Here is a 15,816-nt window from a genome sequence, read left to right on the forward strand (position 1 = left end):
ATAATATGGATATTAAAATTGAAAAGAAACCCTGGTACATCCGCTATAAATTCTACATAGCCGGAGGCATTGCATTCGCCGCTTTCCTTGTTTACGTCATTATTTTGTCGGTCGGTCCGCGCAAGCTCCGCATCGAATCGGAAAACATACAGATAGCCGAGGTCAAAGACGGTAAATTTATGGAATATGTAGATGTGGAAGGGCTGATCCAGCCAATTCTCACTATCAAAGTGAACACCCGCGAAGCCGGCAGCGTAGAGCGTATCATCGCTGAGGAAGGAAGCCTGCTACAAAAGGGAGATACGATCCTTACCCTTTCTAATCCGGATTTGTTGCGCAGCATCGAGGACCAACGGGACGATTGGGAGAAGCAGCGCATCACTTACCAGGAAAAAGAGATCGAAATGGAACAGAAAAGCCTGAACCTAAAACAACAAACGTTGGAAACCAATTATGAACTGGCGCGGCTCAAAAAGAGCTTTGCGCTGGATAAAGAAGAATTTCGTATGGGTATCAAGAGCAAGGCACAACTTGAAGTATCGGAAGACGAATATAACTATAAGGTAAAAAATGCCGAACTGCAACGTGAAAGTCTGCGCCACGACTCGGCTGTGACCATCATCCGTAAAGATCTGATACGTACAGATATGGAACGCGAACGCAAGAAATATGAGCGAGCCACAGAGCGTCTGGGCAATCTGGTAGTGAAGGCACCCCTCGGCGGACAACTCAGTTTCGTCAAAGTGACACCGGGACAGCAGGTAAGTTCAGGTGAGAGCATTGCCGAAATCAAGGTACTCGATCAGTACAAGATTCACACTTCATTAAGCGAGTATTATATTGACCGCATCACCACCGGACTACCTGCTACCGTCAACTATCAGGGCAAGAGGTATCCGCTTCGAATTACTAAAGTCGTACCCGAAGTGAAAGACCGCATGTTCGATGTCGATCTGGTTTTCACCGGTGAAATGCCCGATAATGTACGTGTGGGCAAGAGTTTCCGTGTACAGATCGAACTGGGACAACCAGAACAGGCCATTGTCATCCCACGCGGTAATTTCTATCAGGCTACCGGAGGACAATGGATCTACAAAACCAATGCATCAAAAACAAAGGCAGTACGTACGCCCATCACCATCGGACGCCAAAATCCTCAGCAATATGAAATCACCGGAGGATTAGAGCTCGGAGATTATGTCGTTACGACAGGATATGATACCTTTGGGGAGGCGGAAGAATTAATACTGAAGTAATATAAAAAATGGATCAAACTCACCGCAGAGTAGCATAGAGATGGTTTTCTTTTAACATCCTATAAACAAGAGACTAAAACTCTGTGGTGCTCTGTGGTGAAATCAAACTCAAAACCATTACAAACATGAAAACTATAAAGCTGGCCTGGAAAGCCCTGGCACGTTTCAGAACATATACATTTATCAATATACTGGGCCTCGCCTTGAGTCTGGCTTGTGTACTTATCATCCTACGGTATATCCATCAAGAGGTTACTGTAAACCATTTCTGCAAAGACCTTGAAAACACCTATCTGCTATATTGCGAGTATGAAGATGGAACGCGGACAATAAGCAGCAATGAAGATAGAAATAACGACCCCAACTTTATCGATCCGCTGAAAGATCCGTCTGTTCTGAAAAGTACCCGGTGGATTAATTTCTCGGAAGACAGGATTACAGTCGGCAAACAGATATACAATGTGAAAACCGTGGTGACAGACAGTGCGTTTCTGCAAATACTGCCATATCCGTCTGTATCCGGTATCTCCTCTCTGAAATCTCCGAATGATGCCATCATCACCCGGCGATTGGCTGAAAGACTGTTCAAAGGAGAGAATCCGATTGGGAAAACAATGACTTACAGCACAGGAGACATCATCACGATTACGGGAGTAATAGGGGAGCCACCTACGAAAAGCTTTTTAGATTTCGACCTGATTGTATCCGAACAATTGCAACATTCATGGTCACGTTCAAGCTATAGCATGATACAACTGATGCCCGGAACGGACTTTAAGAAGCTGAACGTCAAGAACGAAAAGTTTATGAAGTTAAGGTGCTATATGGACACACCGACTCGCCTGCAATTTTTTCCATTAAAAGATTTCTATTTCGACAAGACCATTCGTATCTATGATAACGGTAAGAGTAATTTCCAAAGAGGCAATTATAATAATATCTTAGTACTTGCTGTTGTCACCATTGCTTTGTTGATAATCGGTTTGTTCAATTTCATCAATATCTATACGGTAATGATGCTCAAACGCGCCAGAGAGTTTGGAGTTAAAAAGGTATACGGTGCCGGTACAAAGGATGTATTCGCACAGATTTTCACTGAAAATTTTATCCTGACAGGCATGGCTCTATGTATATCCTGGTGCATCATCGAAATAACCGGTGGTATGATGGAACATGTGCTCCGGATACCGCAAATCTCCAATACGGAATTCAGTGCCATACTTTCTGTCGGAGTATTGATTCTGTTGCCATTATTGACTTCTATTTATCCATTCATCAGATACAATTACGTTTCGCCTTCCGTATCTATCCGTTCGGTGAATGCAGGAGGACATTCCATCGTATCCCGTGTGCTATTTTTATTCGTTCAGTACCTCATCACCTTTGTGCTTATTATTGTTTCTCTCTTTTTCACAAAGCAAGTGCGTTTCATGTTGGCTGCCGATTTGAACTATACTACCAAGGACATCATTCAGTGTCAGTTATATGCCGAACGTTCTTCATATGATCTAAATATGTCGAACGAAGAGTGGGAGAGACGTAAACAAAGAGAGAAAAGTAATCTGGCTTACATCAAAGAAGAAATGGACCATTCTCCGCTCTTTATCCGTTGGGAGTATGGAGAGAACCCGAATCAATTGGACGGTAATTATAATAATGTGCGGAATGTGCAGCGGGACGAGTTCAAGCAAGTTATTTATAGCAGTCTAAGCAACAAATATATTGAACTGTTCGGCTTTCAGCTAAAAGAGGGGCGCCTGTGGAATGACTCTGTTGATCAATGGAGTGATTATAAAATGATCATTAATGAATCGGCCAAATCACTCTTAGAAATAGATAATATAGAAACGGCCCTGATTCAACCCGAAAGAAGATTGTGGTGGTCTTCTTCAAAATCCGAAGAAATGGAGAAGAATCCTCCATATCAGGTTATCGGAGTGATCAAAGACTTCAAGATCGGTCACTTATCAAAAACCACTCCTCCGCTCTTCATTGTTTACGAAGATCCGCGGGGCAGTTATAGAGATCGGCTGATGGCACAAATCATTCCCGGAAAAAAGCAAGAAGCCATTGCCTTCCTGAAAAAACTTCACGATGAAATACTGGGCGAAGGTGAGTTTGAATACAGCTTTTTAGAAGACGAGATAGCGACCATGTATCAAGAAGATAAGCGAACTGCCGAGATATACTCCTTGTTCAGTGTCATTGCCATTCTTATATCTTGCCTGGGGTTATTCGGATTATCTATGTTCGACATCCGTCAGCGATATCGTGAAATTGCACTACGTAAAGTGAACGGAGCCACCCTAAAGGAGATCTATCCGCTCCTGTTAAAGAAATACTCGATTATTCTGGGAGTGGCATTTGTCATCTCAGCACCTCTGTCCTGGTATATCATCTCAAAATATCTGGAAGGATTTGCCAACAAAGCTCCTATATCCTGGTGGCTGTTTGCTGTTGCTGCCATAGTGACTTCCTTCATTTCGCTGGCCACTCTGATATGGCAAATACGAAAAGCTGCCAATATCAATCCGGCCAAAGTGTTGAAAGGAGAGTAGTAAATTTGTATTTTTGTGCGCATGCGCACTATGATCGTGCAAATTCACACGGTGTATCTATACATCATAAGCATATAAACAATAGTGTCTCAACGAGTTGCTTCTTTGGCATACTTCTTGAAACACTATTTGTATAAACAAGAACCAAATGATACGACACTATTTTAAAATCGCATTCCGAAATCTGCAGAAATATAAAACTCAGAGTATCATCAGTGTTATCGGATTGGCTGTAGGAATTACCTGCTTCACGCTTGCTACCTTATGGATACGCTATGAAATGACATACGATACTTTTCATAGAAAGGCCGACAATATCTATATGGTTAGAGCACAGCTCAAATCGGCAACCGGTGTACTAAGCAATTCACTGCCATATCCTGCCATAGAATATCTGAAAAAGAATTTACCCGAGATAGAAGACATCTGCGGAATCTCTCCCATAAGACGGAAACTTCAGTTCAATGACAGGAGTGAGAATCTGCTGACTGTCGAAGTAGACTCTGCCTTTATCAACATGTTCGATATACGTCTCCTAAAAGGAAATGTCAACTTTCTTAAAGAAAGAGGAAAAGAAATAGCCATCACCGAATCGCTGGCTAAAAGTTGGTTCGGAGAAGAAGACCCTTTAGGAAAAGAGGTTGAGTTGGGAGGGCGTCTTTGCCGGATATGTGCAGTCGTCAGCGATTGGTCACAACACTCCAATCTGGCATACAGTATCTTGCTACCCATCCGCCATTGCCCCGACTGGTTAAGTGAAACGGAACAAATATTTATTCGCATACGTTCCAATACGGACATCGAGAGCTTTCAAAAAAGAGTATCTGCTATCAACCTCTCTAAACAAGAAAAAGAGAGCAGTTTGGGCCAATTGACCATAACGCCGATTACCTCACTCCGTTATTCAGATTACTTAAATAGAGACGAAATCGTTATTTCGTTTAATTATATCCGTTATTTTGCCATAGCAGGGGCTCTGGTCATCCTATGCTCGCTATTCAATTACCTGACTCTCTTTATCAGTCGTCTTCGCATGCGTGGCCGTGAAATGGGACTTCGCAAAGTTTGTGGTGCCACAGACCATTCACTGTTCGCACTATTCTCCATCGAATACCTGTTAGTATTGATTGCCGGATCTGCAACAGGAATGGTCCTTATAGAGTTATGTTTATCACGATTTATAGAACTGGCACAAATATCAGAAACAACATCACTATATTCAGAAGCAATGATATACATCATTGCGGTAATTATCCTGTCATTTATCATTTCACAAATCCCTCTGTATTACTTCAGAAAACGGACCTTACAAAATAATATTCAAAACAAAAAAGAGACCGCCCAACGGGGGATATTTCGCAAATCCGGATTGGTCATGCAGTTAATTATCAGCTTAGGCTTCATTTTCTGCACAGCTGTCATGATGAAACAACTTTATTATCTGAAAAACACAGATCTGGGTATGGAACGACACAACTTAGCCAACGTTGCCATCTGGATGAAGGGAGGTGATATCAATGAATGGAATACTAAAATTGCCGGTTTGCCCATGGTTACGGAAACTTTGCCGCCACACTATTTCCCGATCATTCCCACAGGGCCAATGATGTATACAGAGATCAACGGATGGGATGGACAGAACAAAACAAATGATGAAACATATTCGGTCGGTATCATGCCTTCGGGCGAAGATTTCTTCAAATACTACGGATTGCATTTGTCGGAAGGAGAATGGTTATCTGATAAGAGTATTACAAATGATGTTATCATCAATGAAACCGCCGCATTAAAATTCGGGTGGAAAAGTGCCGTCGGAAAGAAATTCTACTCAGAATACGACGGACAGAAAACATTCTATCATGTGATAGGAGTTGTGAAAGACTTTAGCCATCTTCCCCCTACGGTTGCTCCGCAACCTATCGCCTTTGTCCGTGCCGAAGAGCAGCAATATTTGTGGGGACGTGCCAGTATCCTATTCAAGTTTAAAGAAGGAAGCTGGAAAGCTTGTCTGGACACAATTCAAAAAATGCAGAACGAAGATTTCCCGTCTTCTTTCATGAGACTGTATAACGAAGAAGAGGAATACAACAAATATCTGCGCTCCGAAGATGCACTTATGACCTTATTGGGAATTGTTTCTTTGGTCTGTGTCATTATCTCCATTTTTGGCATTTTCTCTCAAGTGACTTTGTCATGCGAACAACGACGTAAAGAAATAGCTATCCGCAAAGTGAACGGAGCTACCATAAAGAACATCTTGCAGATGTTCTTTAAAGAGTATTTCATTCTTTTGTTTATAGCCGCCATCATTGCGTTTCCAATCAGCCACATCATCATGCAAACATGGATTGAAAGTTACATCCGGCAAACGACTATTCCGGCCTGGATGTACGTCGCCATCTTTACAGGCATAGCGGGAGTTATTGTCATCAGTATTTTCTCAAGAGTATGGAGTGCTGCCCGGCAAAACCCGGCAGAGGTAGTAAAAACAGAATAAAAGAGGAAAAGTATGATACGACACTATTTTAAGATTGCTTTCAGAAACTTATTGAAATATAAGGCCCAAAGTATAATTAGTATAATCGGACTGGCTATGGGATTCACCTGTTTCGCTCTTACCGTTTTATGGATTCGCTATGAAATGACATACGACACTTTTCACGAGGGAGCCGACCGAATCCATCTAATATACAAGAAATCCATACTGGATGCTACAGGATTTGATAAAACGGTGCCATATCCGGTTTCAACTTCTTTAAAAAGAATGCTCCCTGAAATAGAGGATGCATGTGCTTTTGAATTTTATAAATCGGATATAACTGTCAATGACGGTGCCACACAACAGCTATACCGGATCAATGCTGACTCTTGTTTCATGAATATGTTTCGGATACGGGTTCTTGAGGGAAACCTTGACTTTTTAGAATCAGCCAATAAGATAGCCTTGACGGACAAAGCTGCCAACCGTCTTTTTGGAACAGAAAACCCTATCGGTAAAGAAATCAAAGTCTATGGAGACCCCAAAACAGTTTGTGCCATTGTCAACAGCTGGAGCGAACATACCAATTTACCATTCTCCATATTAGGAGGCGGAATACGGCAATGGCAGGACGTCTGGTACAATAATGGATTCTATGTTTTTATTAAACTTCATCAAGGAGTAGATGCCAAGGCACTAAGTAATAAACTGCAGCAAACAGAAATAAAGACAAATAAAAACGAGGGGGCTATCAAGGAGTTATTAATGATGCCTGTCAGTAAATGCCATTACACGATATTGGCAGACAATAATGCCATTCAGTTCAACTATATTATTCTCTTCGCTGTGATTGGAGGTTTGGTGATCCTTTGTTCGTTGATCAACTATCTGTCACTGTTTATCAGCCGCCTATGGATGCGGGCCAAGGAGCTTGCATTACGCAAAGTTTGCGGTTCGTCCAATCGGAACCTGTTTGCTTTACTGACCATCGAGTTCCTGGTTATCCTGATTTCGGCCGGATTGATAGGCATGGCATTAATAGAATTAGTATTGTCGGAGTTTAAGGAGCTTTCGGGAGTGACAGACGGAAATATATATTGGGAATCATCTCTGTATTTTATGATTATTATTGGATGTTCTCTTTGCCTCTTCATGCCCGTCACTCTCTATTTCAACCGACAGACCCTGCACACCAACATACAGAAGAGTAACACAAACAGACATCGATATTTCATTCGTAAGGCAAGTATCCTGTTTCAGTTATCAATCAGTATAGGATTCATTTTCTGTATCTGCATTATAATGAAACAACTCTATTTCCTAAGTACTACAGATATCGGCATAGAACGTAAAAACATTGCTACCTTAAGCTTGTATCCGCAAGACAATCTACCTCCCGCAGCAGATAAAATAGAGCAGATGCCTTCTGTTACTCAAATACTGAAAGGACATTTCTCTTTGCTCCCGAGAACAGTGTCTATGTCTATGGCTTTCAAGGACTGGGATGGCAAACAACCTTCGGACCCCGATATGAACATGGAAGTACTGATGGAAAGTGAGGAATTGGCCCAATTCTATGGCATCCGGCTTTTAAAAGGGAAAATGCTGAAAGAAGGAGAGAGTGACGCAAGCACTATTGTTATCAACGAAACGGCTGCAAAAACTTTGGGCTGGAACGATCCGATTGGCAAGAAATTAATCAGGCCTAACGGAACAGCCACCACTGTCATCGGTTTGGTCAAAGACTTCCACACTACTTCGCCCACTGTTCCTGTAAAACCAATAGCATTCATAGCCAAAGGGTTTTCCGGTTTCTATCTTGGCAAAGGAGATATTCTGATAAAATACAGGGAAGGGGAGTGGCCTAAACTGAAACAGGCTGTTGAAGATCTTTGCCGAAAAGAATATCCGGACACAAAAATCGTATTATCCAACATGGAAGATGTTTATAACGATTATTTAAAATCTGAACATGCACTCTTGAAATTATTAAGCTGTGTAGCAATAGTTTGCATTTTGATCGCAATTTTTGGAATATTTTCGTTAATAACACTGGCTTGCGAACAACGTCGCAAAGAGATAGCTATTCGAAAGGTGAACGGAGCAACACTTAAAAATATACTCTCTATTTTTGCAAAAGAGTACCTCATATTGATACTGCTCTCTTCTCTTCTGGCATTTCCACTCGGTTATGTCGTCATGAAGTCATGGTTACAGAGCTATGTGGAACAAACCTATATAAATGCTTGGATTTACATCGTTATCTTGGCAGGAACTACTATTGTCATAAGCCTTTGTATTGGTTGGAGAGTGTGGAAAGCCGCCCGACAAAATCCGGCGGAAGTAGTAAAAACAGAATAAAAAAATAGCATGATACGATCTTATTTAAAAATAGCATGTAGGAATCTTCTGAAGTATAAAGTTCAGAACATACTCAGCATTATTGGACTCTCCATCGGTTTTATAGCCTTTTTGTTAGGTGGCTACTGGTACTACTGGGAGCACCATTTTGACAGTTTTCATCCACAAAGTGAACATACTTATGCCTTGACGACTACCGGAATATTTAAAACAGCCGATGGGTTGGAAGGAGAACTGAACCAAATACACCAGCTGGCAGAGAAAGAGATAATAGCATTCCCTGAAATAGCTAAGGTATGCCATGTCAGCGATGTGAAATATGAAGCAGATGGTAAAGAAAGAAGTTGGATAGGAATGGCAGTAGACTCCACTTTTTTTGATATCTTCCAATGCCGGATGATCGAAGGAAATTATCATAAAACGCCTTATAACGCAAACTTTGTAATTCTGACCCGGAAAATGGCAAAACATCTTTATGGAGACAGCAGCTGTATAGGGAAAGAAGTGAAAATTAATAAAGAAATATCTTACACCGTTGCGGGAGTAATGGAGAATTATCCGCAGAACAGTGATTTTAAGTTTGAGTATCTCATTCTGAATACCCCCCAAGCCAATATTGTGAAGCGTAGCACCACTTATGTATTATTACACTCCAGTGCCAATGCATCACATCTGAATAAGAAAATAACATCTTTCCGGATTAAAGAGGCAGACACTCAAAGGGATACTTATTCCGAATGGCATTTCCACTTACGTTCATTGCCCGAGGTTCATGTCTACTGTTCTCCGGAACTCAAGGGAAGATTTCAACATATCGGCATTTTGGCAACAGCAGGTTTACTGGCTTTTGTCAGTGCGTTAATGAATCTGCTCGCATTGTTCATCGGACAACAGCAACGAAAAGCACGGTATAATTCAACTTTTTCAACTCTCGGAGCTTCTACCCTGAGCTTGGTAGGTAAAAACCTGCTTGAGCTCATTATACCTTTATTCATCGCTTTTTTGATATCAATGGGAGTTTGTGAGTTCTTATTTCCATATTATAAAGATTATACCAGCTTGGTGGCAGAGAGTAACAGTTATTATTTTGGCACGATTCAAAGCATCACCAGACAGGAAATATTTGGAACAGCTCTTTGGATCTATCCGTTATGTTGTGTTGTTTTCCTTGTCATAAGTCTGCTTCCCATCATCGGATTGCTGAAACGAAGCAGTCATGGGACTTCAACGTCCTTACGAAACGGATTAATCATCGGACAAATATTTATTGGTGCTTTATTTCTTTTCACTTCATGTATGTTCTACAGTCAATATAGCTTCATGACACACACAGATAAAGGGCTCGTTACAGACCATATATGGCAAATCGATTTAGGATATGATGCGACTTATAATAAAGACTGCAGTCCTTTTATAGCAGCATTAAAAGAAAGCTCTGCTATCGAAGGAGTGACAGCTTTAACACAGCCGATCCTTGTTTTCAGAGGGGAATGGTATTGTACTTTCATTACCAATTTCCCTATTGAAGGACGGAATTCTGATGAATCTGAGGAGGATAACTGCGTCATCGTACAAAAGAATTTTCTCCCATTCTTTGGGATGAAGATGAAAGAAGGAGAATGGATACAAAATCAAGGAACGGAAGATATCGTTGTCAATGAAACCGGGGCACGCCAACTTAATATCCCTTCCTTAACAGGTCGTCCTATTATCAATAATACAGGAACCGATGCAAAGTCTTATAGAATCAGTGGTATTTTACGCGACTATTACTATTGTCCGATGCAATATCCTCTGTCGAAGACCTTCTTTATGTATCAAAGCAATGCCGATGCTGCGAAAGCTTACAACGGTTTCCGGTACTTCTATATAAAGGTACGTCCGGGAAAAGAAAAGCAAGCATTGGAACATGTCCGGCAGATTTATCCGGAATATAGCAAAGGAGAGATTACTGAAGATGCACAGATCATTCAGCTCTCTACATTGATGGAATTGTTCAACCGGCCGGAAAAGATGATGTTCCGTATTTTCCTGTTATTGGCTATCCTTTGCATTCTCATTTCTTCATTCGGAGTATACTTTCTGGTTTCGCTCTCTACTGAGCAACGCAAGAAAGAAATAGCCATTCGGAAAGTAAACGGTGCACGATTCTCTGATATTTTGTGCCTGTTTTTTAAAGAGTATTTATGGCTGACTTTAACCGGTAATGCGATTGCTCTTCCGTTAGGATATATCTTTATCCGCCGCTGGCTGGAAACCTACGCATACCACACGGGCTTCCACGGATGGCTGTTTATATGTGTGTTTCTTTTTACCGGTATTATTGTTATCCTTTCCGTTATAAAACAAGTAATAATAGCAGCTAAAATAAATCCGGCGGAATGTATGAAAAGTGAATAAGCCGTCAGAGTGCGTATTCGCACCGGAATCGTGCAATATCACACACTGTTTTTGAATGAGCAATAGATGTAATATACATGAATACAGTACTATACAAGTTTGGCACATTTATTGAATCTATAATAACAATAATAAAGACATAAAAACAAATAATACAAACGAATTATGATATTACATTATATAAAAGCTACATTCAGGCAATTGATAAAACACAAAACGCAGACTATCATTTCTATATTGGGAATCACTTGCGGATTGCTTTGCTTCAGTGTTTGCAATTATTATAATCGTATTTTCAGTACTGGCAATAAAGATTTAGCGACTTATGAACGTCAGGCTGAAATATGGATAGAGGGAAATGCATACCAAGTAAATATTCCAATACAAGACTTTGAAAAAAAAATCGGAAAAGAGAACTTTGAAGCAGTTGCTTTTTATTTCAACGCTAATGCCAAGATTACTTTGGATGAAACCATTTATTATAAGATAAGCAAAACTGAATGCAATGCCGATTATTTCAAAGTATTTCCTGCCAAGTGTGTGAACGGGTCATTACAACAGTTTGGAATATCATATAATGAGGCAGTAGTAACTACTGATTTTGTAAGAGAATTCTGTGGTAATAAATCTCCGTTGGGAAAGAACATACTAACTGAAAATGGAAGAAACTATACGATTATTGCCGTCATAGAGCCTTATCCGGCAGGAATGAACAACTACCACAATCAGTATGATGTTTTTCTCCCGTTAGCAGAAAACGCTTCATTTGGAGCACACAAAATCTTATTAAAACATGCAGAAGATGCCGAACGGCTCTCTCAATATCTACAAAAGTTGGAACTTTTTCCAAAATTCCCGGAATGGGTACCTCAAATAGTATTAGAAAGCAAAATGGAGCACAAGTCCGGTGCCGAATTATGGATTGCAATTCTTGGGATATTGGTTTTATTGGTAGGTATGATCAACTATTTCTCGTTCAGCATAGGAACATTTGCCAATCGCTGCAAAGAAATCAGTCTACGTAGTACATTAGGAGCTACTTATTCAGGACAATTCATGCTACTTTTCCTTGAACAAGCTGTCGTTATCCTGATTAGTGGAATAATCACCTTAGCTGTCACCGAAAGTTTCCTACCCTGGTTTATAAGTACGTTTTCGTATGAGATGCAAAAAGAATTGTATATTGATACCTATCGGCTCTGGAAATACGAATGCCAATACTTGATTGGGATACTGTCAATCAGTGCCTTAGTCTCTCTTCTTTCATCATGGTATATTACGCGTAAAACTGCGGCGCAAGGTTTAAAGGGGGGAACTGCTACCGGTCAGCGTCACATCATAAGAAACTCTTTATTGGGTTTCCAACTTTTCTTCTCCCTTTTATTCGTCATTGGAACAGTCAGTATTTGGATGCAGATGCAGGAGTATAACCGAATAGCCAATCCGTACTTGAGTGCTAAAGAAAAGAAAGAAATCATGGTATTGGATATTAGAGGATATAACCGTATCGAAGAGAACCGGCAGGAACTTATAAGTTTTCTCCGTTCACGCCACTGGAACGAAAAAATGGCATATAGTAACAGAGATTATGCTCAGGATTATGGGTTCACAGAACTTATTTACGTTTCAGACGAATATTTTGAATTGATGAATATAGATTGTAAACACCAGGTAGGGGAACCATTTTGTTATGTAAACGAACAGCTATATCAGACTTTACAGACAGATTCTACTCCGGAAATCTATCGTTATCAAAACAAAATATATCCAGTGAAAGGTTTGGTACATATAGGTTGTGACTCACCAAGCGCAAAGCTACTCGCTATTCTGCCCATTTCTGCAATGAACAATGAAATTGGAAAAATTTATATCCAATTAGCCTCCAATGTTTCTCACAAAGATATAGAAGCAGAGATGGCCGGGGAGATAAATCAATATTTGCCGCAAAACGAACCTTTTGAGTTCATCAGCTTATATAAAGAACAAATCGGTCTGAGGACTATCTCACTTATATGGCTATTCATTGTTTGCTCCTCTATTTGCCTACTGATTACGATGTTAGGAATTTATGGTGCAATCAGTATTGACACCGTACGCAGACAAAAAGAGGTGGCTATCCGTAAAATTAATGGTGCACGCCTGTTGAATATTTATTGGTTATTTGGGAAAACCTACCTGATTTTATTCTTAATATCTTCTATTTTAGGGAGTTTGAGCAGTTTGTTTATCATGATTACAGGTAGCCAACATAAAATCATTCTATTTGATTACGCTAACCCATGGCTTTGGATATATTCTCTTTTGCTCTTAATAATAATTATAGCAGGTACTGTTAGCTGGCAAATATACCATATTGCACGAACTAACCCGGCAGAAGTTATTAAAAACGAATAAAAACAAATTACACTATACACCATTATGATACTACATCATTTAAAAATAGCCATTCGCAGTCTCTTGAAGTACAAGACTCACTGCTTGATCTCAGCCATTTGCCTTTCGGTAGGTATGACCTGTTTCTGTATTGTACATTTCTACATTAGTGAAATAGATGGCGCCACTCGTCGTCTGCCCAATTTTGAACAGAGAATCGGACTCCGGATCATGAACCCCAACAATAAGGAAGACAGGGCATGGGGATGGTTTCTCACCCCTTCCCAAATCAAAACATTAACAGATCATCCTATACCCGGAATCAAACAGCTCAGCTGCCGATCCTTTGAAAGTCAATCTGAAGTCGTCTTTATCAATCAAGAACAGGAGGAAAAGCCCTATATTGTATCTTATATAAGTACAGACCCCAACTTCTTCCCGCATTATCAAGCGTCATTCTTATACGGGAATACACTTCCTGTTGAACCAGACGAGGTTGTGTTATCCGAAAGTTGTGCCCGCAAAGTTTATGGAGAAAAGAATCCGGTCGGTACTCTGCTGAAAATAGTACAATTCAAAGAAGAAGAAGAAAAGAAAAAAGACATTTATTACAAAGTCGTTAACGTAGTAAAAGAGTTGCCGAAAGTACTCCGTGTACAAGCCGATATCTATTTCTCTTATCGCAGAGACGATGCCCAGCAAAATGGATTTATTATGGAAGGAGTGTTAGACACTCCTGACGGACTTGATAAAGCAAATGAAAGCTTAAAAGGAGTCCCTTTTCTGCATCGTGGAGAAATGACATATCTTGTTGCCTCCAAAGAAGCCGATTCATATCAAGAGCCACAACGCCTCATTGCTATGGCATTCATCACTTTCTTATCTTCCTTAATTTTGTTATCAGGCATGATTAACTTTTTAAAGTTTATCATACAATCTTTCTATAACCGAAACCGTGAACTGGCATTGCGCAAAAGTATGGGAGCAACTGCCCGAAGTTTGTTCGGACTATTGTTTACGGAAGTTTTCTGGATGCTTACCTTCTCTTTACTTCTTTCTTTGGTATTGTCTGAATGTGTAAGTGGTCTTCTTGTATATTACATTCCGCCAAAAGAAATGATTCCAATAGATATACAAACATTATACTCTATCCAATTCCAAGTATATTTAGGTTTACTCATAATTTGTGCAATCATTATTCTCTTTCCAGTCAGACGACTTCAAAGATCCGGACTTGCAAGCAATATTACGGGGAAAAGTCATAAACATATTTTCCGCAATATCATGATGTGCATACAACTATGTGTGTGTATTTTCTTCTTGGGAACAGCCATTGCCGTTCATTTATTCAATAAGGAGGATAACCGTCTATACCTTCCTTTATCCGACCAAGAAACAGGCCGTACTTTCTGCCTTCAAATGAATAGCGTTACACTCTATAAAAACAAAGATGCTATCCTCTCACAAATAAAGATGTTACCCGGAGTGGAAGAAACAAGCGCAGCTTTGATGACCGGCTCATTCAACTCTTTCTTGACCAGCAGCTATGAGTCTGCGGATCATCGTACACTTACCATCAATGTCCGGCAAGGTGATCCCAGCTATTTCCAGTTCTTCCGGATTCCATTTCAAGGGGAAACTGTTGATGCCGATGCAAGTAAAGTGGTCTATATCAGCGAAGCCTTCCGGCAACAACTGGACAAAGATTCTATCAGCGGAAACGTGAAATTAGGAGAGGAGAGCTACCGGATCTTAGGAACCTATAAAGCCTGCTACGGAGAAAATCTTTCCGAATATAACCAATACCACATATCCGTATTTTTCCCCACCAAAGAAATATCAGTCATATACATTCGTTTTCGAAATGACATTGCCTTTTCTAAAGCGAAAGCACAAATAGAGAAGGTATGCCGTAACTATGTACCAGAATCACTGGCATTAGACATAGAGCCCTTGGACGTAAGAAAAAGTACGACTCAGGGAATTAGGGACATGATGGGTGATATTTCACTGTTACTTGCTATCATTAGTATATTGCTTGTGGTGTTAAGTGTGTATTCTGCGATCTCCATGGATACCGTTAGTCGGCAAAAAGAAGTAGCCATTCGTAAAATTAACGGTGCTACACCTAAAGTGATCGCTTTCATGTTTGGAAGAGTCTACATCATCCAATTCATACTGGCCTATATGATCACTTATCCATTGTTACGGCTACTGATCATTGATATGACCAAAAGTTCTCCAATCAGCAGTGTCAGCGGATTTGCCTGGGGCATTTACCTGTTCATTGTAATAGGTTTGCTTATCTTTGTAACAACGGCATACAAAATATACAGAGTGATGCACCTCAACCCGGCCGATATCATTAAAAATGAATAATATAAACCAA

General features: G+C 40.3%; 7 protein-coding genes. All 7 read left to right on the plus strand.

All coding sequences use genetic code 11. The features are described from left to right. Positions 1-5 precede the first annotated feature (5 nt). The 7 genes from DBK98_RS15895 to DBK98_RS15925 all read left to right on the plus strand — a co-directional run bounded on the left by DBK98_RS15895 (position 6) and on the right by DBK98_RS15925 (position 15,806). Positions 6-1,256, plus strand: a complete 1,251-nt coding sequence (locus DBK98_RS15895) for an efflux RND transporter periplasmic adaptor subunit (RefSeq protein ID WP_033572614.1) — start codon at positions 6-8, stop codon at positions 1,254-1,256. A gap of 125 nt (positions 1,257-1,381) precedes the next feature. Next, positions 1,382-3,814, plus strand: a complete 2,433-nt coding sequence (locus DBK98_RS15900; protein ID WP_032537062.1) for an ABC transporter permease — start codon at positions 1,382-1,384, stop codon at positions 3,812-3,814. 148 nt (positions 3,815-3,962) lie between these two features. Next, positions 3,963-6,311, plus strand: a complete 2,349-nt coding sequence (locus DBK98_RS15905) for an ABC transporter permease (RefSeq protein WP_005806211.1) — start codon at positions 3,963-3,965, stop codon at positions 6,309-6,311. Positions 6,312-6,323: 12 nt separating this feature from the next. After that, positions 6,324-8,654 (plus strand): ABC transporter permease, encoded by a 2,331-nt coding sequence (locus tag DBK98_RS15910; protein ID WP_005806213.1) that lies wholly within the window; start codon positions 6,324-6,326, stop codon positions 8,652-8,654. A 9-nt stretch (positions 8,655-8,663) separates the two neighbouring features. After that, positions 8,664-11,054, plus strand: a complete 2,391-nt coding sequence (locus tag DBK98_RS15915) for an ABC transporter permease (protein WP_005806215.1) — start codon at positions 8,664-8,666, stop codon at positions 11,052-11,054. A gap of 165 nt (positions 11,055-11,219) precedes the next feature. After that, the gene (locus tag DBK98_RS15920; RefSeq protein WP_005806217.1) at positions 11,220-13,448 is read left to right on the plus strand and encodes an ABC transporter permease; all 2,229 of its coding nucleotides are present in this window, start codon (positions 11,220-11,222) and stop codon (positions 13,446-13,448) included. A 24-nt stretch (positions 13,449-13,472) separates the two neighbouring features. Beyond that, entirely contained in the window at positions 13,473-15,806 is a 2,334-nt protein-coding gene (locus DBK98_RS15925) for an ABC transporter permease (RefSeq protein ID WP_032537063.1), read from the plus strand. Positions 15,807-15,816 lie beyond the last annotated feature (10 nt).

Source organism: Bacteroides sp. PHL 2737 (assembly GCF_004115325.2).
GTDB classification, from domain to species: Bacteria; Bacteroidota; Bacteroidia; order Bacteroidales; family Bacteroidaceae; genus Bacteroides; species Bacteroides hominis.